Consider the following 17,212-nt stretch of genomic DNA (forward strand, 5'->3'; position numbering starts at 1 on the left):
AAGGGGAGGCGCAAGGCTAGCACGGCGCTGAGAATTGTTCTCGTCTTCGGCGGCTGCCTCGAACCATGCATTTTCCCGGCACTGCGTCTATATACAGGCAATGAGCCGGCGCCATCGCGCCGGGCAGCCGAGGAGGGTGGGCCATGCGCATTCTTGTGGTCGGGGCGGGTTCCACGGGTGGTTTCTTCGGCGCGTGCCTGGCCCGGGCCGGGCGCGACGTGACCTTCCTGGTGCGCGCCGGGCGGGCGCACCAGTTGCAGCAGGAAGGGCTGCAGGTGCTCAGCCCCCATGGCGATTTCGTGCTGACGCCGCAACTGGTCGGCGCCGAGCACCTGGACGGGCCCTACGACCTCATCCTGCTGACGGTGAAGGCCTACGCCCTGGAGGCGGCGCTGCGCGACATCGCCCCGGCGGTGGGGCCGGGCACGATGATCCTGCCGGTGCTCAACGGCATGCACCAGGTCGACGCCATCGTCGATCACTTCGGCCGCGGGCCGCTGCTGGGCGGCGTGTGCAAGATCGCCAGCACCCTGGACGAGCGCGGCCGCATCGTCCAGTACGGCACCCTCAACGAACTCTCCTACGGCGAGATGGACGGCGCCCGCAGCGAGCGCATCCTGCGCCTGGACGCACTGCTGCAGGACGCCGGCTTCGACGCCCGCCTGAGCCCCGACATCCACCGCGAGATGTGGGAGAAGTGGGTGCTGTTGGCCGCCCTGGGCGGCATCACTTGCCTGATGCGCGGCAACGTCGGCTCGGTGGTCGCCGCGCCCCAGGGCGAGGCCTTCGTCAACCGCCTGCTGGACGAGGTGGTGGCGGTGGTCCGCGCAGTGGGCCTGGAACCGCGCGAAGCCTTCCTCGCCGAGGCGCGCCGGCAGCTGACCCTGCACGGCTCGCCGCAGACCTCATCGATGTACCGCGACCTGGTCGGCGGCCGCCCGGTGGAAGCCGAGCAGATCATCGGCGACCTGCTCGGCCGCGGCCAGGCGGCCGGGCTGGACCTGCCGCTGCTGCAGGCGGCCTTCGTGCACCTGGCGGTGTACGAGCAGGGGATGGGCTGATTGCGTAGTCGGGGCGGCGATTTCCTGCGCCTGGATTGGCTGGGAAGCTGAGTGCGTCCTCCCCGGACTTCAGGCCGCATCCCGGGCTATAGGCGCTCTTCCAGGGTGTTGGCCGCGCTCAGAGCGGGTTCGTTGGCCAGCAACTTGGCGCGCCAGGCCGGTATCTCGCTGTCCTCGACGTCCAGGCGCTTGAGCCACTGATCGGCGGACCAGCCGACCAGGCGCAACTCGCCATCATGGGAACCGCCGTGCAGCGAACCCACGGTTTCGTAGCGGATGCCTTTGAGCAGGTGATTGAGCAGCACGTAGGCGGCTGGCTTCGGATCGTCTCCGTCGCCCCCTGACGGATAGGCACCGGCCTGGATCACCACGCCGCCAGCATAGTCGTAGAAAGCGAAATGACTGGCTGGTAGTTGCGCACGCAAAGCCTCCAGGCCTCCGGCCAGGTCCAGGCGCTGCTGATCGAGCAAGGTCAGCCAACTGACGGTCTTGATCTTGACGTGTTTGAACTTCGGGCGGTTAGCCAGCAAACCAGCCGTTCCCACATCCAAACCTGGCATACGCGCAGCCATAAAGGCTTCGGTCGGCTCGTTGTCGTCCCGGCTCGTTACCGAAAGGTTGAAGGCATGTCCTGCATAGCCCTGCTCCGGAATCAGTCGACGTGCGAAGTCGAGGAACAGGCGTAGGAAGTTCAGCGGGTTCTGCTCCTGGTACAGCAGCGGTACGGAAAACTCCAACACACTCAGGTCATCTCCTATTCTTGCCTCCCAAGCTGATCTTCCAAAAATCTTGAAAAGCCAAGAGCTAGCATCGTTAGGTTGCTTACCGCTGATGTAGTAGAAGCTCAGTGGATAATCCTCATCCATACCCGCCAGCATTACACGCAATGGCTTTGCATCACTGTACGCAGTCAGCGGCTTGCCCTCTGGCGGTTCCTCGCGCCAGAGCCAGGTAAGATGGGGCTCGGCCAAACGCTTGAACTCGTCAAAGCATTGACACAGCGCCTCGCGCACCGAAGGGGTATGGGCCTCCTTGAAGTAGAGCGTGCCCCGCAGGCAGAGCACGGCGCCGATATAATCCTCGGGGCCACCCTTCATTAGCAGATTGCCGGGCACCGGCGGCGGCTCTACGTACTTTGCCTGCATGCTCTCACCTTGCCTTGCAAGGCACTCAAGCAGTTGATCCGCCAAACGCTGCCGCTCGCTCATAGACGCTCCGGCAAGGTGTTGGCCGCGCTCAGAGAGGGTTCGTTGGCCAGCAACTTGGCGCGCCAGGCCGGTATCTCGCTGTCCTCGACATCCAGGCGCTTGAGCCACTGATCGGCGGACCAGCCGACCAGCCGAAGTTCGCCATCATGGGAACCGCCGTGCAGCGAACCGACGGTGTCGTAGCGGATGCCCTTGAGTACATGGTTGAGCAACACGTAGGCGGCCGGCTTCGGGTCGTCACCATCGCCCCCTGATGGATAGGCGCCAGCCTGGATCACCACGCCGACACCATAGTTGTAGAAGGCGAAATGGCTGGATGGCAGTCGGTCGCGCAGGGCATCCAGTCCGCCAGCCAAGTTCAGTCGTTGCTGATCGAGCACGGTCAGCCAACTGACGGTCTTGATCTTAGGATGTTTGAACTCGGGGGTATTGGCCAACAGGCCGGCGGTCCCCACATCCAATCCCGGCATGCGCGCAGCCATAAATGCCTCGGTGGGCTCGTTGTCATCCCGGCTGGTCGGCGACAGGTTGTAGGCATGCCCGGCATAACCTTGCTCGGGAGCCAATCGACGTGCGAAGTCTAGAAATAGGCGGAGGAAACTCAGTGGGTTCTGTTCTTGAAAGAGTAAGGGAACAGAAAAGTCTAGTGTCCCAACTGAGTCACCCATGTTGGCTTGCCAGGCCCGCGGGCCATAAATATCGAAGAACCAGGGGCTAGCGTCATTAGGTTTTGCCCCGTTGGTGTAGCAAAAGCTGAGTAGGTCATCCTCATCCATGCTGGCCAGCATTTCACGCAATGACTTTGCATCACCGTAGGCCGTCAGTGGCTTTCCTTGCGGAGGCTCTTCACGCCATAGCCAAGTCAAGTGTGGCTCGGCGCAGCGCCTGAACTCGTCGAAACACTGACACAGCGCTTCGCGTACCAGAGGAGTATGGGCCTCTTTGAAGTAGAGCGTGCCCCGCAAGCAGAGCACGGCGCCGATATAGTCCTCGGGACCGCCTTTCATCAGCAGGTTGCCGGGCACCGGCGGTGGCTCTACGTACTCTGCCTGCATGCTCTCACCTTGCCTTGCAAGGCGCTCAAGCAGTTGATCCGCCAAACGCTGCCGCTCGTTCATAGGCGCTCCGGCAAGGTGTTGGCCGCGCTCAGAGCAGGTTCGTTGGCCAGTAACTTGGCGCGCCAGGCGAGTATCTCGCTGTCCTCGACATCCAGGCGCTTGAGCCACTGATCGGCGGACCAGCCGACCAGACGCAACTCGCCATCATGGGAGCCGCCGTGCAGCGAGCCCACGGTTTCGTAGCGGATGCCTTTGAGCAGGTGATTGAGCAGCACGTAGGCGGCCGGCTTCGGGTCGTCGCCGTCGCCCCCTGACGGATAGGCACCAGCCTGGATCACCACGCCGGCACCATAGTTGTAGAAGGCGAAATGGCTGGATGGCAGTCGGTCGCGCAGGGCATCCAGTCCGCCAGCCAAGTTCAGTCGCTGCTGATCGAGCACGGTCAGCCAACTGACGGTCTTGATCTTGGGATGCTTGAACTTCGGGCGGTTAGCCAGCAAAGCAGCCGTTCCCACATCCAGACTTGGCATTCGTGCAGCCATAAAGGCTTCGGTGGGCTCGTTGTCGTCCCGGCTGGTCGGCGACAGGTTGTAGGCGTGCCCGGCATAGCCTTGCTCCGGCGCCAATAGACGTGCGAAGTCGAGGAACAGCCGTAGGAAACTTAGCGGGTTCTGCTCGTGATACAGCAGTGGCACGGAAAACTCCAGAACGCTTAGATCATGCCCCTTTTTGGCCTGCCAACTTCGCTTGCCATAAATATCAAACAGCCAGGCACTGGCGTCGCGAGACTGCTTGCCGCTGGTGTAGCAGAAGCTGAGATGGTCGTCTTCATCCATTGCTTCCATCATCTCGCGTAGTGGCTTGACATCACGGTACGTAGTCAGCGGCTTGCCCTCTGGCGGCTCTTCGCGCCAGAGCCAGGTGAGGTGGGGCTCGGCCAGTCGCTTGAACTCGTCGAAGCATTGGCACAGTGCCTCGCGCACCAGAGGGGTATGGGCCTCCTTGAAGTAGAGCGTGCCCCGCAGGCTGAGCACGGCGCCGATATAGTCCTCGGGACCACCCTTCATTAGCAGGTTGCCGGGCACCTCCAGCAGATGCGGCTGCTTGGCCAATTCATCAGCCAGGTTGAATTCTGGTTCCATAAAATGTTTCTCCGAATCAGTAGGCTGGAATCATTGGTCGAGGAGAGCGGCCGCGTGTCACGATAAACATCACCGCCCCTGCGATAGTTGCAGCCCATCCCAACTGCTCTACTGGCACCTTGGATTGCTGATTTTCCTGGCTGCAGTCGCAGTCGGTAGACTTCATCTCAACAACTTTCCTCTCATCACCTGCAATCTCTGCGTAGGAGTCTGCCTGTTCTTGTTTGCGCGGATCAGGCGGAAACTTCATCTCGACCACCTGCTTGATATTGTCCTGGGTTGGTGGCTTTTTCGGATCATTGACGATCACCACGTCAGGCCGACGAATCATCCCCTTCCCCCGCTTGAACGGCGGATGCTCCGGGTCTTCGTCCCAGTATTTACTGATCCAGCCGGGAATCCAGCCATGCGGACTGTTGCCGGTCTGGCTGTCGAGAATCGGCTGCGGCGGGTTCTTGGTCATGTCGTAACTGACCTCGGGCTTGTACGGGCTACGGCCTTGCAGGATTTCGTCCAGCTCGCCCAGGCGCTGGGCCACGCAGGTCTGCTTGAGGTTCTTGCCATCCTGGCTGACGTTGGGCGTGCTGCTGCAATAGCAGATCGCCGAGCACAATACCTTCTTGTCCTGCGGGGCGAGTTTGGGTTCCAGGATGTTCAGCGGATTGTTCTGGCCTTCCGGGCTCATGCCGCCCTGGGCGAGGCTGGGCTGATCGCTCATGCTTCGCCCCCGGGCAGCAGGTCGATGTAGATGTTTTCCGCCGTCTCGTGCCTGACCCATGACGTCATGCCTTCGGCATCCGTGGTGTCGATGGCGGACCAGCCGGCGCTGGACCAGAGCTTGACCCTGCGGCCGGCGACGGGCTTGCCCGTTTCCTGGTCGATCAGCTGAAAGCGCCCGGAGTACGGCGCGGTGCTGCCAGGGAACGGCGCCACGGGAGTAACCGGCGCGGGGGTGAACGTATCGCCGATGATGACGGTGCCCGAGCCTCCGATGATGACGTTGCCGTGCGCACCCAGGCTGCCCAGTGTGGCGGCGGGCTGGCCATTGATGAACACGCTCGATGAAACGCCGGAGACGATCGGGCTGCCGCAGGCGCTGACATCGCCTTGTCGCGCTGCGGGCAGGCCGTCGAAGATAACGTCAGGCGAGCCGCTGACGATGGGGTTGGTGCCGTGGCCTGGTAGTGGACAGGCCGTTGGATCGGTGACGCGGGCTGCGGGTTTCCCACTCATGTGCGATTCCTTGCGATAGCCAGAGATGGAGGACGAAACGCTGTCGGCTAGTCAGGCTTTACAACCTGGTAGTCCGGCTGAAGCAGGCCGGGGATGCCGTCATCGTCGGCGTATTCGCGAATCTGCCCGGAGCTTTGCAAGCTGCTGACGATGGTGTCGCCGTTGTCGGTGGCGCTGCCCACGATGGCCATCGGTTGGCCGTTGTGAGAGAGCGCCGCACCGGCACCGGAGACGATCCTGCTTTCGGTGTTGTCCGGATAGCGAACCAGGTCGCCCACGCAGGCGATCGGGTAGCCATGGATTTTCATGCTGGTGCTGGCCGTAGCGACTTCACCGCCCAAACGGGTACGGGCGCCCAGCGTGGCAAGGTCATAGGTGGCCTTCACGGGCCGTGCGGCGAGCTTCGCCATGGACTCGGAAACCAGACGTCGTGCTTCCTCTACGGTGTAATTCACGGCACATCCTTCCTGTGGGGCGAGCGCACTTTCGTGCGCAAATATAGGGAGTGCGAAAGTAACAAAGCTAAAGTGCGCAACTTCTTGCGCGCCTCCCCTCTAGCTCGCATGGATAGGATGCAAGAGAAATTTGTAACTCTTTATTCATGCCTGGCCGGCGTGGGCGGATCGCACTTTTGAGCGTCCTGGCAACCTTCCCGCACCAGAAAAGGAGTTAGTCGTTCTTACAGGAGCAGCCTGTTCGCGAACCTGCCCCCTCCGATAGTTCACGAATCTCTGAACCGATTATTTGTTCGCCGCCATTTTCTCCCGCCCCTACCTGCGACAACTGCACCGACGCCAGGCCAGCCTTGGCGCTGCTCGACAAGGTCGGCCGCGCGCACAAGCCCCCCACCAGCTCTCCGGCGGCCAGCTGCAGCGCGTGGCCATCGCCCGCGGGCGGGCATCATGCTGTTCGACGAGTCGACCTCGGTGCCCGACCCCGAGTTGGTGGGCCCAGGGCCAACCGCAACCGCAGGCGACCATGGCGGGCCGAGCCGGGCACTTCCCCTCGGCAGACGGGCGCGCATCGGGTAAGGTGCGCGCTTGCCTTGTCGTCCGGGAGGGACCATGTCGTCAGACCCCGCGCAGCCGCGCCTGCGCCGCGCCGATAACGATTCCCGCCGCGCCGCCCAGGTCCTGGGCCTGTGCCTGCCCGGCGACGTGGTGCTCTACCTGCTGCTGCCGATGTACGCCGCCGACTTCGGCGTCAGCCTGGCCCAGGCGGGCATCCTGCTGGCGGCCAACCGCCTGGTGCGCATCGTCGGCTACGGCTGGGTGGTGCGCTTCTACGCCCGCCACGGCGACCGCGCCACCTGCAGCCTGGCGGCCTGCGCCTCGGCGTTGTGCGCGCTGGGCTATGCGACGCTCTCCGGCGTCGCCGCGCTGCTGGTGCTGCGCCTGATGTGGGGCCTGAGCTACGCCAGCTTCAACCTCAGCACCCAGACCCTGGCCACCGCCGAGGCCCAGGGCGCCGCGCGCCGCGCCGGGCGTTCGCGGGCGACCATCTCCATCGGGCCGATGCTGGCGTTGCCGCTGGCGGCGGTGATGGCCCAGGCCTGGGGGCCGCGCAGCGTGTTCTTCGTGCTCTGCGCCAGCGCGTTGCTGGGCCTGTGGCGGGCGCGCTCGCTGCCGGCCCGGGGGCATGACCTGCATACCCCGAGCGGGCGCCGCCTGCGCCTGCCGGACAGCATCGCCACCTGGTCCTTCATCGAGGGTGTGACCCTCGACGGCCTGTTCATCTTCGGCCTGTCGCTGTACGCGGAAAGCCACCTGGGCGGCACCGGCGTGCTGGTGGCGGGCATCCTGATGGCGGTGCGCTACCTCAGCGAGATGCTCTTCAGCCCCTTCGGCGGCCGCCTGGCCGACCACTTCGGCGCGCTGCGCATGCTGGTGACGCTGTCCCTGGCGACCTCGGCGGCGTTGCTGATCTTCGGCAGCCACTGGCTGTTCGCCGGCGCCTTCCTGGTCCTGCTGCTGCGCGCCCTGCAACTGCCGCTGGTGATGACCCTGGTGGCCCAGCGCAACCCGCAGAACCGCATCCAGGCCCTGGCCGGCAACGCCATCTGGCGCGACATAGGCGCAGGCCTGGGGCCGATGCTGGCCGGCGTTCTGCTGCCCGTTGTGCCGGCGTTCTGGGCCTACGCCGGCGCCGCGGCGGTGTTGGCGCTCAGCGCGCTGGGGTGTGCCTGGCGGCGTTGATCGTGTGGGTTAGATCGCGGACGGAGTCCGCTCCTATCCCTCCGGCAAACACAATGCCCGTAGGATGGTGTTGAGCGAAGCGATACCCATCGCCATGACCGCATGGGTTTCGCAAGCTCAACCCATCCTACGAAGAGCACCCCGGCGCGGCCTGTAGGAGCGCGCCCTGCGCGCGATTCGCGGGCAGGGCCCGCTCCTACAGGGAATGGTGCGGGCGGGGCGGCGTAGGAGCGGATCTCGTCCGCGATGCTCTAAGGGCTGGCCTCGATATTGACCGTGGCGGTCATGCCGGCGCTGAGGTGGATGTCCTTCGGCACCTCCAGCAGCTCGATGCGCACCGGGATGCGCTGGGCCAGGCGCACCCAGTTGAAGGTCGGCTCGACGTTGGCCAGCAGCTGGGTGTCGGGCAGGGCGTTGCGGTCGGTGATGCCGCTGCTGATGCTCTGCACCCGGCCCTTGAGCACGCGTTCGCCGCTCATCAGCGTCACCCGAGCGCGCTGGCCGACGTGGATGCCGGGCAGCTTGGTTTCCTCGAAGTAGGCGGTGACGTAGAACGAGCCCTGGTCCACCAGGGCCATGGCGGCCTGGCCGGTCTGCGCGTAGTTGCCCTGGGCCAGGCGCAGGTTGGTCACCTGGCCGTCGCGCGGGGCGCGCACCTCGCTGCGCTGCAGATTGATCTCGGCCAGGCGCGCCGCGGCCAGGGCTTCCTGGTACTGGCTGTTGGCGATGTTGGCGTTGAGCTGCGCGGTCTCGCGGTCCTCGGCGCTGATCGCCGCGCTGGTCAGGCGCTTGCGGCGGTTGGCCTCGCTCTGCCGCAGCAGGTATTCCTGCTTGCGCGTCTCGGCCAGGGCGCGGGCCTGGTCGAGGTTGGCCTGGTAGCGGTCGCGGTCGATGCGCATCAACAGGTCGCCGGTCTTGACCTTCTGGTTGTCGACGATGGGCAGCTCGGTGACCCAGCCGGACACGTCCGGGGCGATCACCACCACGTCGGCGCGCACCCGGGCGTCCCGCGTCCAGGGCGAGAGCATGTAGTAGCGCCACAGCCAGAACCCCGCCAGCACGGCGGCGGCGACCACCAGCAGGGTGGTCAGCACTCGCAGGAAGCCTCGCACGCAACGCTCCTCTTTATCCGTTGACGACGCCGGCGCACCAGGTGACGGCGGCCAGCAGCAGGGTGAACAGGGCGCAGTCGAACAGCGCCTCGTGCCAGATCCAGCGCCCCGCCGGCGTGGCCTGCAGCAGCTTGCGCAGCGCGATGGTCAGGGCCAGGGCGAGCAGCGCGTAGAGGAACATCGGGCTGACGTAGACGCCGCCCAGGGGCTGTTCAACCAGGGCCATGCTCGTCCTCCAGGCGGCACCAGGCGCGCCAGGTGTTGCTCAGCTGGCGCAGCGCGGCGCGGGCCAGGCGGTTGTTCTCGGCCAGGTGGCCGGGGTCGCTGCGCAGGGCGGCGTCCAGTTCGTCGCAGAGTGCGTCCAGGCGCGCCTCGCGCCCCGGGGCCGGGCCGGTCTGGAACAGGTCGCCCAGGTTGTCGAGGAAGGCCTGCCGGCGCTTGCGCAGCACGCCGCGGGCGCCGGCCAGGCAGTGGCGCAGGTGCAGCAGCTCGCTGCCCATGTCCAGCGCCAGCAGGCCGTCGAGCCAGCGCCGCTGCATGGCCTGGGGCAGCAGCGCGTAGTGCCGCGCCAGGCGGATCAGGCGGTCGGCCATGCGCCCGCCGAACCAGCTTTCCGCCTGCTCCAGCGGGTAGCGGGTGAGGCGTCCCAGGTCCAGCGCCATGGCCTGGCCCAGGCGGCGGATCACCCAGTCCGGCGGCAACGCCAGCAGGCGGAACACCATGGCGGCGAAGCCCACGCCGATCACCGTGGCCTGGGCCGAGTTGAGCAGGCTGGCGAAGTCGTAGTGCATGTCGTTGCGCGGCGCGATGAAGGTGATGAACTGGATGGCGAAGGTGGTGGCGGTGCCGATCAGCGCCGGCGGCCCGGCCATGCCCAGTGCGGCGAAGAACAGCGGCACGCCCAGGGCCATGCACAGCAGGGGGAAGCCGTTCCACTGCGGCAGCAGCCACTGGTCCACCACTATGGCGGCCAGCAGCGCGTAGAGGATGCCGCGCAGGAAGCTCATGCTCAGCTCCACGGCGTTGTCGCGGTTGGCGAACAGGCTGCAGAGGATGCCGGCCATGAGCATGCCGCCCACCGCCGCCGGCCAGGCGCTGGCCAGCCAGAAGGCGGCGATGCCCAGCAGCGCCAGGGCGCTGCGCAGGCCGTAGAACAGCGCCATCAGCCAGTCGCGGTGCCAGGACAGGCCGCTGCTGGCATCACCGCTGAACTCGCCGCTGGCCACCCCGGCGGCAGCCGTTTCGGCGGCTTCGACCTTGATCAGCAGCACCGCGCAGCGCGCCAGGCAGTAGCGCAGGTCGTTGTCCAGGGCCTCGTCGGCGCTGGCCTGCAGCAGGCGGTCGCGCAGCGCCTGCAACTGTTCGGGGATGTGGCGCGGCAGCAGTGCCAGCAGTTCGTCGAGCCAGGGTTGCAACTGCGCTTGCGCTTCGGGCGAGAGCACCTGCCGCTGGCGCGATGCCCCGCGGGCGGTGCGCAGCAGGCTCAGTACGTCGCGCGACAGGGTGCGCAAGGCCAGCGCGCGGCGCTGGCCCTGGTGGCCTTCGAACCAGGCGTGGTCGCGCTGGGCGTCGGCGGCGACGATCCGGCCGAGCAACTGGAGGATGCCCTCCGGCTCGCGGGCCTGGCCGCGCAGCGCGTTGGCTGCCGCCTGCAGAGCGGCGTCCAGGGTTTCGCGGGCGACCCGCGCGAGGTTTTCCTCGACCCGCTGCGGCCACAGGGTGGCGCTGACCACCGAGGCGCAGACGATGCCCAGGCAGATTTCCGTGCAGCGCGCCACGGCCTGGTCGAACACCTGCAACGGCACGTTGATCGCCGGCAGGGCGATGATCGCCACCGTGTAGCCGGACAGTACGAAGGCGTAGGAAACGTGGTTGCGCAGCAGGGTCGAGGCCGCGGTGCACAGGCCCATCCACAACGCCACCACCAGCAGGAACAGCCAGGGCGTCTGGGCGAACAGGGCCATGATGAGCACCGCCATGCTGGTCCCCACCAGGGTGCCGAGCAGGCGGAACAGGCCCTTGGCGACGACCATCCCGGACAACGGCTGGGACACGATGAACACCGTCATCAGAGCCCATTGCGGCTGTTCCAGGTCCAGGCGGAAGGACAGCCAGAGGGCGATGCCGCCGGCCAGCAGGGTCTTGCCGGCAAAGCGCAGGGCAGGGCCGCTGGGGGCGATGAAGGCGGTCAGGGCAGGGCTGGCTAACACGGCGTCGACAGGCTCCGGTTGAGGCTTGCGGCCCGCTCAGGTGGCGCGCATCAAGGGCGGCGCGGCCCCGTTATCGGGAAGCATAGTCGATGGGGGCGGTTCGCTTTGGGGCATGGGGGTTAGAGGGAAGGAGGTTGGCAGTGGAGTGCGGGTGGCGTCCGTTGCCCTCACCCCAGCCCTCTCCCGGAGGGAGAGGGCGTTCGGAGTGGGGGGATAATGCGGCGCCAGCCGGCGGGGGCGTAGGGCGGATAACACCATAGGCGTCAGGGGCTTTTCGTAGGATGGTGTTGAGCGAAGCGATACCCATCGCCATGACCGCATGGGTATCGCTTCGCTCAACCCATCCTACGGGTCGTTTCCGGAAGGTTGGGCGGCGCGGATCACAGCAGCAGCGTTCGGATGTCTCCCAGCAATTCGCCCAGGCGCTTGGTGAAGCGCGCCGCCGCCGCGCCGTTGATCACCCGGTGATCGTAGGACAGCGACAGCGGCAGCATCAGGCGCGGCTGGAAGGCCTTGCCGTCCCACACCGGCTGCAGGGTGGCCTTGCTCACGCCCAGGATCGCCACTTCCGGCGCATTGACGATCGGCGTGAAGCCGGTGCCGCCGATGTGGCCGAGGCTGGAGATGGTGAAACAGGCGCCCTGCATGGCGTCGGCCGAGAGCTTCTTGGTGCGGGCCTTCTCCGCCAGTTCGGCGGCTTCGGCGGCCAGCTGCAGCAGGCTCTTGCAGTCGACGTCGCGGATCACCGGCACCAGCAGGCCGTCCGGGGTGTCCACGGCGAAGCCGAGGTGCACGTACTTCTTGCGGATCAGCGCCTTGCCGCTGGGGGCCAGGGAGCTGTTGAAGTCCGGCAGTTCCTTCAGCAGGTGGGCGCAGGCCTTGAGCAGGATCGGCAGGATGGTCAGCTTGGTGCCGGCCTTTTCCGCCACCGCCTTCTGCGCCACGCGGAAGGCTTCCACCTCGGTGATGTCGGCCGACTCGAACTGGGTCACGTGGGGCACATTCAGCCAGCTGCGGTGCAGGTTGGCGGCGCCGACCTGCATCAGGCGGGTCATGGCCACTTCTTCCACTTCGCCGAACTTGCCGAAGTCGACTTCCGGGATCGGCGGGATGCCCGCGCCGCCGGCGCCTGCCACCGCACCTTTCGGCCGCTGCAGCTGCTGCTTGACGAACAGCTGCACGTCTTCCTTGAGGATGCGGCCTTTCGGGCCGGTGGCCTGCACTTCGGCCAGCTCGACGCCGAACTCGCGGGCCAGCATGCGCACGGCGGGGCCGGCATGGACCTTGGCGCCGTCGCGGCTGGGCGCGCCTACCGGTGGCGGCGCCTCGGCCTTCGCCGGCGTGGCGGCGGGCTTGGCTTCCGCCGCAGGTGCTTCTGTCGCTGCCGGTGCCGAGGGTGCTGCTGCCGGAGCCGCATCGCCCTCGGCCTCCAGTTCGAGGATTTCGTCGCCCTCCTTCAGGGTGTCGCCGAGCTTCACCTTGAGAGCCTTGACCACGCCGGCGGCGGGCGAGGGGATTTCCATGCTGGCCTTGTCGGACTCCAGTGTCAGCAGGCTCTGGTCGGCCTCGATGCGCTCGCCGACCTTGACCATCAGCTCGATGATCTCGCCCTGGCCGTTGCCGATGTCCGGCACGCGCACCGTCTGCACGCCGCCACCGCTGCTGGCCCGGGGCGCCGGCTCGGGCGCTGCGGCCGGTGCCGCCTCGGGTTCCTCGGCGGCGGGGGCGGGAGCGGGTGCCTCGGCCCGGGTTTCGGCGGCACCCCCTTCGGCCTCCAGTTCGAGGATTTCGTCGCCTTCCTTCAGGGTGTCGCCGACCTTGACCTTGATGCTCTTCACCACCCCGGCCTTGGGCGCGGGGATTTCCATGCTGGCCTTGTCGGATTCGAGAGTCAGCAGGCTCTGCTCGGCCTCGATCTTGTCGCCGACCTTGACCAGCAACTCGATGACTTCACCCTGGCCGTTGCCGATGTCGGGTACGCGGATCAGCTCGCTCACGGTGGCCTCCTCAGCAGTCCAGGGGGTTGCGCTTGTTCGGGTCGAGGCCGAGCTTGACGATGGTCTCGGCGACCACCTTGGGCTCGATGTCGCCGCGGTCGGCCAGGGATTCCAGCGCGGCCAGGACGATCCAGCGGCGGTCCACCTCGAAGAAGTCGCGCAGCTTGCGGCGGCTGTCGCTGCGGCCGAAGCCGTCGGTGCCCAGCACCTTGTATTCCTTGCCCGGCACCCACTGGCGGATCTGCTCGGCGTACAGCTTCATGTAGTCGGTGGAGGCGATGACCGGGCCCTTGCGGCCTTCCAGGCATTGCTCGACGTAGCTCAACCTGGGCTTCTGCTCCGGGTGCAGGCGGTTCCAGCGTTCGGTGGCCAGGCCGTCGCGGCGCAGCTCGTTGAAGCTGGGCACCGACCAGACGTCGGCGCCGATGCCGAAGTCCTCGCGGAGGATCTTCGCCGCCGCCTCCACTTCGCGCAGGATGGTGCCCGAGCCCAGCAACTGCACGTGGTGGGCGGCGTCCTTCTTGTCTTCGTCGAGCAGGTACATGCCCTTGATGATGCCTTCCTCGACGCCGGCGGGCATCGCCGGGTGCGGGTAGTTCTCGTTCATCACGGTGATGTAGTAGAAGATGTTTTCCTGCTCCTGCAGCATGCGCCGCGCGCCATCGTGGATGATCACCGCCAGCTCGTAGGCGTAGGTCGGGTCGTAGGTGCGGATGTTCGGGATCACCCCGGCGAGCACGTGGCTCTGGCCGTCCTCGTGCTGCAGGCCTTCGCCGTTCAGGGTGGTGCGCCCGGCCGTGCCGCCGAGCAGGAAGCCGCGGACCATGGCGTCGCCGGCGGCCCAGGCCAGGTCGCCGATGCGCTGGAAGCCGAACATCGAATAGAAGATGTAGAACGGCAGCATCGGCTGGCGGTAGTTGCTGTAGGCATTGCCGGCGGCGATGAACGAGGACATGGCGCCGGCCTCGGTGATGCCTTCTTCGAGGATCTGGCCCTTCTTGTCCTCGCGATAGAACATCAGCTGTTCCCTGTCGACCGGCTCGTACAGCTGGCCTACCGAGGAATAGATGCCGAGCTGGCGGAACATGCCCTCCATGCCGAAGGTGCGCGCTTCGTCGGGGATGATGGGGACGATGCGCGGGCCCATCTCCTTGTCCTTGATCAGCTGCGAGATGATCCGCACGAAGGCCATGGTGGTGGAGATTTCGCGGTCGCCGGTGCTGTCGAGCAGGGCCTTGAGGGTGTCCAGCGGCGGCACCGGCACGCTGAAGGCGTTGCCCGGGCGGTGCGGCACCGAGCCGCCCAGCTCGGCGCGGCGCTCGGCCAGGTACCTGGCCTCGGCGCTGCCGGGCTCGGGTTTGTAGAAGGGTACCTTCTCAAGGTCCGCATCGCGGATCGGGATGTTGAAGCGGTCGCGGAAGGCGCGCAGGCTGGCCACGTCTATCTCGTGGATGTTGTGGGCGATGTTCTTCGCCTCGCCGGTGCCGGTGCCGTAGCCCTTGATGGTCTTGGCCAGGATCACGCTCGGCTGGCCCTTGTGGTTCACCGCCGCGTGGTAGGCCGCATAGACCTTGTAGGGGTCGTGGCCGCCGCGGTTGAGGTTCCAGATTTCCTCGTCGGAGAGGTCCTTGACCATCTCCAGCAGCTCCGGGCGGGTGCCGAAGAAGTGCTCGCGCACGTAGGCGCCGTCCTTGGCCTTGTAGTTCTGGTAGTCGCCATCCACCGCCTCGTCCATCCGCGCCTGCAGCAGGCCGGCGGTGTCCTTGGCGAAAAGCGGGTCCCAGAGACGGCCCCAGATGACCTTGATGACGTTCCAACTGGCGCCGCGGAACACGCCTTCCAGTTCCTGGATGATCTTGCCGTTGCCGCGCACCGGGCCGTCGAGGCGCTGCAGGTTGCAGTTGACCACGAAGATCAGGTTGTCCAGCTTCTCGCGCCCGGCCAGGGAGATGGCGCCGAGGGACTCGGGCTCGTCGGTCTCGCCGTCGCCGAGGAAGCACCACACGCGCTGCTGGCCCGGGGGGATGAAGCCGCGGCTTTCCAGGTACTTCATGAAGCGCGCCTGGTAGATCGCCTGGATCGGCCCCAGGCCCATGGACACCGTGGGGAATTGCCAGAAGTCCGGCATCAGCCAGGGGTGCGGGTAGGACGACAGGCCGTGGCCGTCCACCTCCTGGCGGAAGTTCTCCAGCTGTTCCTCGCTCAGGCGCCCCTCGATGAAGGCGCGGGCGTAGATGCCGGGGGAGGCGTGGCCCTGGAAGTAGATGAGGTCGCCGCCGTGTTCCTCGGTGGGGGCGCGGAAGAAGTAGTTGAAGCCGATGTCGTAGAGCGTCGCCGAGGAGGCGAAGGTGGAGATGTGGCCACCCAGGGACGGGTCCTTGTGGTTGGCGCGCATCACCATGGCCAGGGCGTTCCAGCGCACCAGCGAGCGGATGCGCCGCTCCATGAACAGGTCGCCGGGCATGCGCGCCTCGTGGGTCACCGGGATGGTGTTGCGGTACGGGGTGGTGATGGCGTAGGGCAACTGGGTGCCGGTGCGGCTGGCCAGCTCGCCCATGCGCGTCATCAGGTAGTGGGCGCGCTCTTCGCCTTCGCGGTCGAGCACCGACTCCAGGGCGTCCAGCCACTCCTGGGTTTCAACGGGATCGATATCGTGCATTGCGGAATACCTTGCCGGTTGCGATAGGTCCACGCTTGTTCAGCGCCCCGGGCAATCCCCCGGCCGAAGGGGCCGGAAAGCCGCTGGACCAATCGCCGGCAGGGCCGACGTCCCGGCTTGCGGGAGGCTGCTGGTCGCTGCGAAAGAAACCCGGGTGGTCGCTATAGCCTAGCTGGCAAGACGCGGGGCGCCACCGGCAATAAGTCGCAGAAGGCCCTTCAGGGCGCGCCCGGCGCTTCGTCGCGCAGCGCCAGGCTCAGCTCCTGCAGGCGCTGTTGCAGGGCCTGCAATTGCCGGGACTGCTCGCGGCCGTGCTGTTCCAGGCGCGCCATTTCCTCGCCCTGGGCCAGGTTGCGCTGCTCCAGCACCGAGCGGGCGCCTTCGGCCTGGGCCCGCTCCTGGCGCAGGGCTTCCATCGTCAGGGCGTGGCGGGCCAGTTGTTGCTGCTGTTCCTGCTGCTGGTCGCGCAGCAGGCGGGCCTCGGTGAGCAGGCGCTCGTTGTCGCGGTTCAGCCGCGTCAGCTCGTCCTGGCGCGCGGCCAGGTGCCGCTGCGACTGGCGCAGTTCTTCCGTCAGCTGCTGCAACTGGGCCTGGTGCTGGCGTTGCTCCTGTTCCCGCTGTTCCTTCGTGGCCTGGCGCTGCTGCTCCAGGGCGAAGCGGGCGTGGTTGTGCTTTTCCTCCAGCGAGGCGATCTGCGCGTCACGCTCGCGCAGGCGGGTTTCCAGGTCGCCGGCGGCCTGGCGCAGGCGCGCGCTGGTCAGCTCGCCCTGGTGCTTCTGCTGGCGCGTCTGTTCCAGCTGCTCGCGGGTTTCCCGCAGTTGCGCCTCCAATGCCTGGTTCTGCGCCTGTAGCTGCTCGATACGCGCCTGGGCGCTGCGGACCTGCTGCTGGTAGTCCAGGCGCTCGCGGGACAGCCGGGAGCGGTCCTCGGCCACCGAGTCGCGGGCTTCCTGCTGCAGGCGCTCGGCCAACTGAGTGACCAGATTGCCCAGTTCCTCGCTGAGGGAGAGGGGATGCCCGGCCGTGCCGCCGGCCTCGGCTTCCAGTTCCTTCAGGTAGCGATGGATGGTGGTCTTGGAACCGGTGTTGCCCAGCTCGACGCGCAGGGCATCGATGCTCGGGTTTTCCCCCCGGGCCAGTATGGCCATGCGTGCTTTCTGTACCAGTGCCTTGTTGATTCCGCCCCGTGCCATGGCCGCTCCGCTCATTTCGTACCGTATTACGTAGCATGTAATTACATACTAAAAATGCGCGATGCGAAAGCGCCCAATGCGCCGCCCGTGAGGGCGGCGCGCAGGGGGTGGGCTTCGACGGTCGATGGGGAGCGTAGGTGGGCG

14 protein-coding genes are annotated in these 17,212 nt (G+C 66.5%); 2 read left to right on the plus strand and 12 right to left on the minus strand.

Translation table 11 applies throughout. From position 1 onward, the window contains the following. The first annotated feature begins 143 nt into the window (after positions 1-143). On the plus strand, positions 144-1,061 hold the full coding sequence (panE, locus tag FG99_RS24450; protein WP_043272724.1) for a 2-dehydropantoate 2-reductase: 918 nt from the start codon (positions 144-146) through the stop codon (positions 1,059-1,061). 86 nt (positions 1,062-1,147) lie between these two features. Here the strand turns inward: panE and FG99_RS24455 are convergent, their stop codons facing one another. From FG99_RS24455 to FG99_RS31580, 6 genes are read right to left on the minus strand one after another with little or no spacing between them, the layout of a single operon-like run. Continuing rightward, positions 1,148-2,206: a DUF3396 domain-containing protein gene (locus FG99_RS24455; protein WP_043272947.1), complete on the minus strand. Its 1,059-nt coding sequence runs from the start codon at positions 2,204-2,206 to the stop codon at positions 1,148-1,150. 59 nt (positions 2,207-2,265) lie between these two features. Next, complete coding sequence (locus FG99_RS24460; RefSeq protein WP_043272949.1) at positions 2,266-3,324, minus strand: DUF3396 domain-containing protein; 1,059 nt, start codon at positions 3,322-3,324, stop codon at positions 2,266-2,268. 59 nt (positions 3,325-3,383) lie between these two features. Next, positions 3,384-4,469, minus strand: a complete 1,086-nt coding sequence (locus tag FG99_RS24465) for a DUF3396 domain-containing protein (RefSeq protein WP_043272726.1) — start codon at positions 4,467-4,469, stop codon at positions 3,384-3,386. 16 nt (positions 4,470-4,485) lie between these two features. After that, positions 4,486-5,187 carry a VRR-NUC domain-containing protein gene (locus tag FG99_RS24470; RefSeq protein ID WP_043272727.1) on the minus strand — a complete coding sequence of 234 codons (702 nt, stop codon included), beginning with the start codon at positions 5,185-5,187 and terminating at the stop codon, positions 4,486-4,488. Beyond that, complete coding sequence (locus FG99_RS24475) at positions 5,184-5,702, minus strand: PAAR domain-containing protein (RefSeq protein WP_043272728.1); 519 nt, start codon at positions 5,700-5,702, stop codon at positions 5,184-5,186. Before FG99_RS24475 ends, FG99_RS24470 begins: the two co-directional genes overlap by 4 nt. A 47-nt stretch (positions 5,703-5,749) precedes the next feature. Next, positions 5,750-6,112, minus strand: a complete 363-nt coding sequence (locus FG99_RS31580; protein WP_081884721.1) for a PAAR domain-containing protein — start codon at positions 6,110-6,112, stop codon at positions 5,750-5,752. A gap of 654 nt (positions 6,113-6,766) precedes the next feature. Here FG99_RS31580 and FG99_RS24485 point away from each other — a divergent pair. Then, the gene (locus FG99_RS24485; RefSeq protein WP_043272729.1) at positions 6,767-7,897 is read left to right on the plus strand and encodes an MFS transporter; all 1,131 of its coding nucleotides are present in this window, start codon (positions 6,767-6,769) and stop codon (positions 7,895-7,897) included. Positions 7,898-8,148: 251 nt separating this feature from the next. On the opposite strand, the gene FG99_RS24490 is transcribed toward FG99_RS24485, so the two are convergent. The 6 genes from FG99_RS24490 to FG99_RS24515 form a co-directional block, all read right to left on the minus strand. Beyond that, positions 8,149-9,009, minus strand: a complete 861-nt coding sequence (locus tag FG99_RS24490) for an efflux RND transporter periplasmic adaptor subunit (RefSeq protein ID WP_043272730.1) — start codon at positions 9,007-9,009, stop codon at positions 8,149-8,151. A 13-nt stretch (positions 9,010-9,022) separates the two neighbouring features. After that, positions 9,023-9,235 (minus strand): DUF1656 domain-containing protein, encoded by a 213-nt coding sequence (locus FG99_RS24495; RefSeq protein ID WP_009622113.1) that lies wholly within the window; start codon positions 9,233-9,235, stop codon positions 9,023-9,025. Next, the gene (locus FG99_RS24500; RefSeq protein WP_081884722.1) at positions 9,222-11,219 is read right to left on the minus strand and encodes an FUSC family protein; all 1,998 of its coding nucleotides are present in this window, start codon (positions 11,217-11,219) and stop codon (positions 9,222-9,224) included. The genes FG99_RS24495 and FG99_RS24500 overlap by 14 nt, the downstream gene beginning before the upstream one ends. Before the next feature lie 380 nt (positions 11,220-11,599). Continuing rightward, entirely contained in the window at positions 11,600-13,216 is a 1,617-nt protein-coding gene (gene aceF / locus FG99_RS24505) for a dihydrolipoyllysine-residue acetyltransferase (protein ID WP_043272731.1), read from the minus strand. A 10-nt stretch (positions 13,217-13,226) separates the two neighbouring features. After that, entirely contained in the window at positions 13,227-15,875 is a 2,649-nt protein-coding gene (aceE, locus tag FG99_RS24510) for a pyruvate dehydrogenase (acetyl-transferring), homodimeric type (protein ID WP_043272733.1), read from the minus strand. Positions 15,876-16,093: 218 nt separating this feature from the next. Then, the gene (locus FG99_RS24515) at positions 16,094-17,068 is read right to left on the minus strand and encodes a DNA-binding protein (RefSeq protein ID WP_043272734.1); all 975 of its coding nucleotides are present in this window, start codon (positions 17,066-17,068) and stop codon (positions 16,094-16,096) included. Positions 17,069-17,212 lie beyond the last annotated feature (144 nt).

It is taken from the genome of Pseudomonas sp. AAC, assembly GCF_000725445.1.
GTDB classification, from domain to species: domain Bacteria; phylum Pseudomonadota; class Gammaproteobacteria; order Pseudomonadales; family Pseudomonadaceae; genus Pseudomonas; species Pseudomonas citronellolis.

Bases quoted from the DNA above. Each gene is read 5' to 3' on its own strand.
- aceE (WP_043272733.1), bottom strand. From the start codon at position 15,875: ATGCACGATATCGATCCCGTTGAAACCCAGGAGTGGCTGGACGCCCTG.
- FG99_RS24515 (WP_043272734.1), bottom strand. From the start codon at position 17,068: ATGGCACGGGGCGGAATCAACAAGGCACTGGTACAGAAAGCACGCATG.
- FG99_RS24475 (WP_043272728.1), bottom strand. From the start codon at position 5,702: ATGAGTGGGAAACCCGCAGCCCGCGTCACCGATCCAACGGCCTGTCCA.
- FG99_RS24470 (WP_043272727.1), bottom strand. From the start codon at position 5,187: ATGAGCGATCAGCCCAGCCTCGCCCAGGGCGGCATGAGCCCGGAAGGC.
- FG99_RS24485 (WP_043272729.1), top strand. From the start codon at position 6,767: ATGTCGTCAGACCCCGCGCAGCCGCGCCTGCGCCGCGCCGATAACGAT.
- FG99_RS24460 (WP_043272949.1), bottom strand. From the start codon at position 3,324: ATGCAGGCAGAGTACGTAGAGCCACCGCCGGTGCCCGGCAACCTGCTG.
- FG99_RS24465 (WP_043272726.1), bottom strand. From the start codon at position 4,469: ATGGAACCAGAATTCAACCTGGCTGATGAATTGGCCAAGCAGCCGCAT.
- panE (WP_043272724.1), top strand. From the start codon at position 144: ATGCGCATTCTTGTGGTCGGGGCGGGTTCCACGGGTGGTTTCTTCGGC.
- FG99_RS24455 (WP_043272947.1), bottom strand. From the start codon at position 2,206: ATGCAGGCAAAGTACGTAGAGCCGCCGCCGGTGCCCGGCAATCTGCTA.
- FG99_RS24495 (WP_009622113.1), bottom strand. From the start codon at position 9,235: ATGGCCCTGGTTGAACAGCCCCTGGGCGGCGTCTACGTCAGCCCGATG.
- FG99_RS31580 (WP_081884721.1), bottom strand. From the start codon at position 6,112: ATGGCGAAGCTCGCCGCACGGCCCGTGAAGGCCACCTATGACCTTGCC.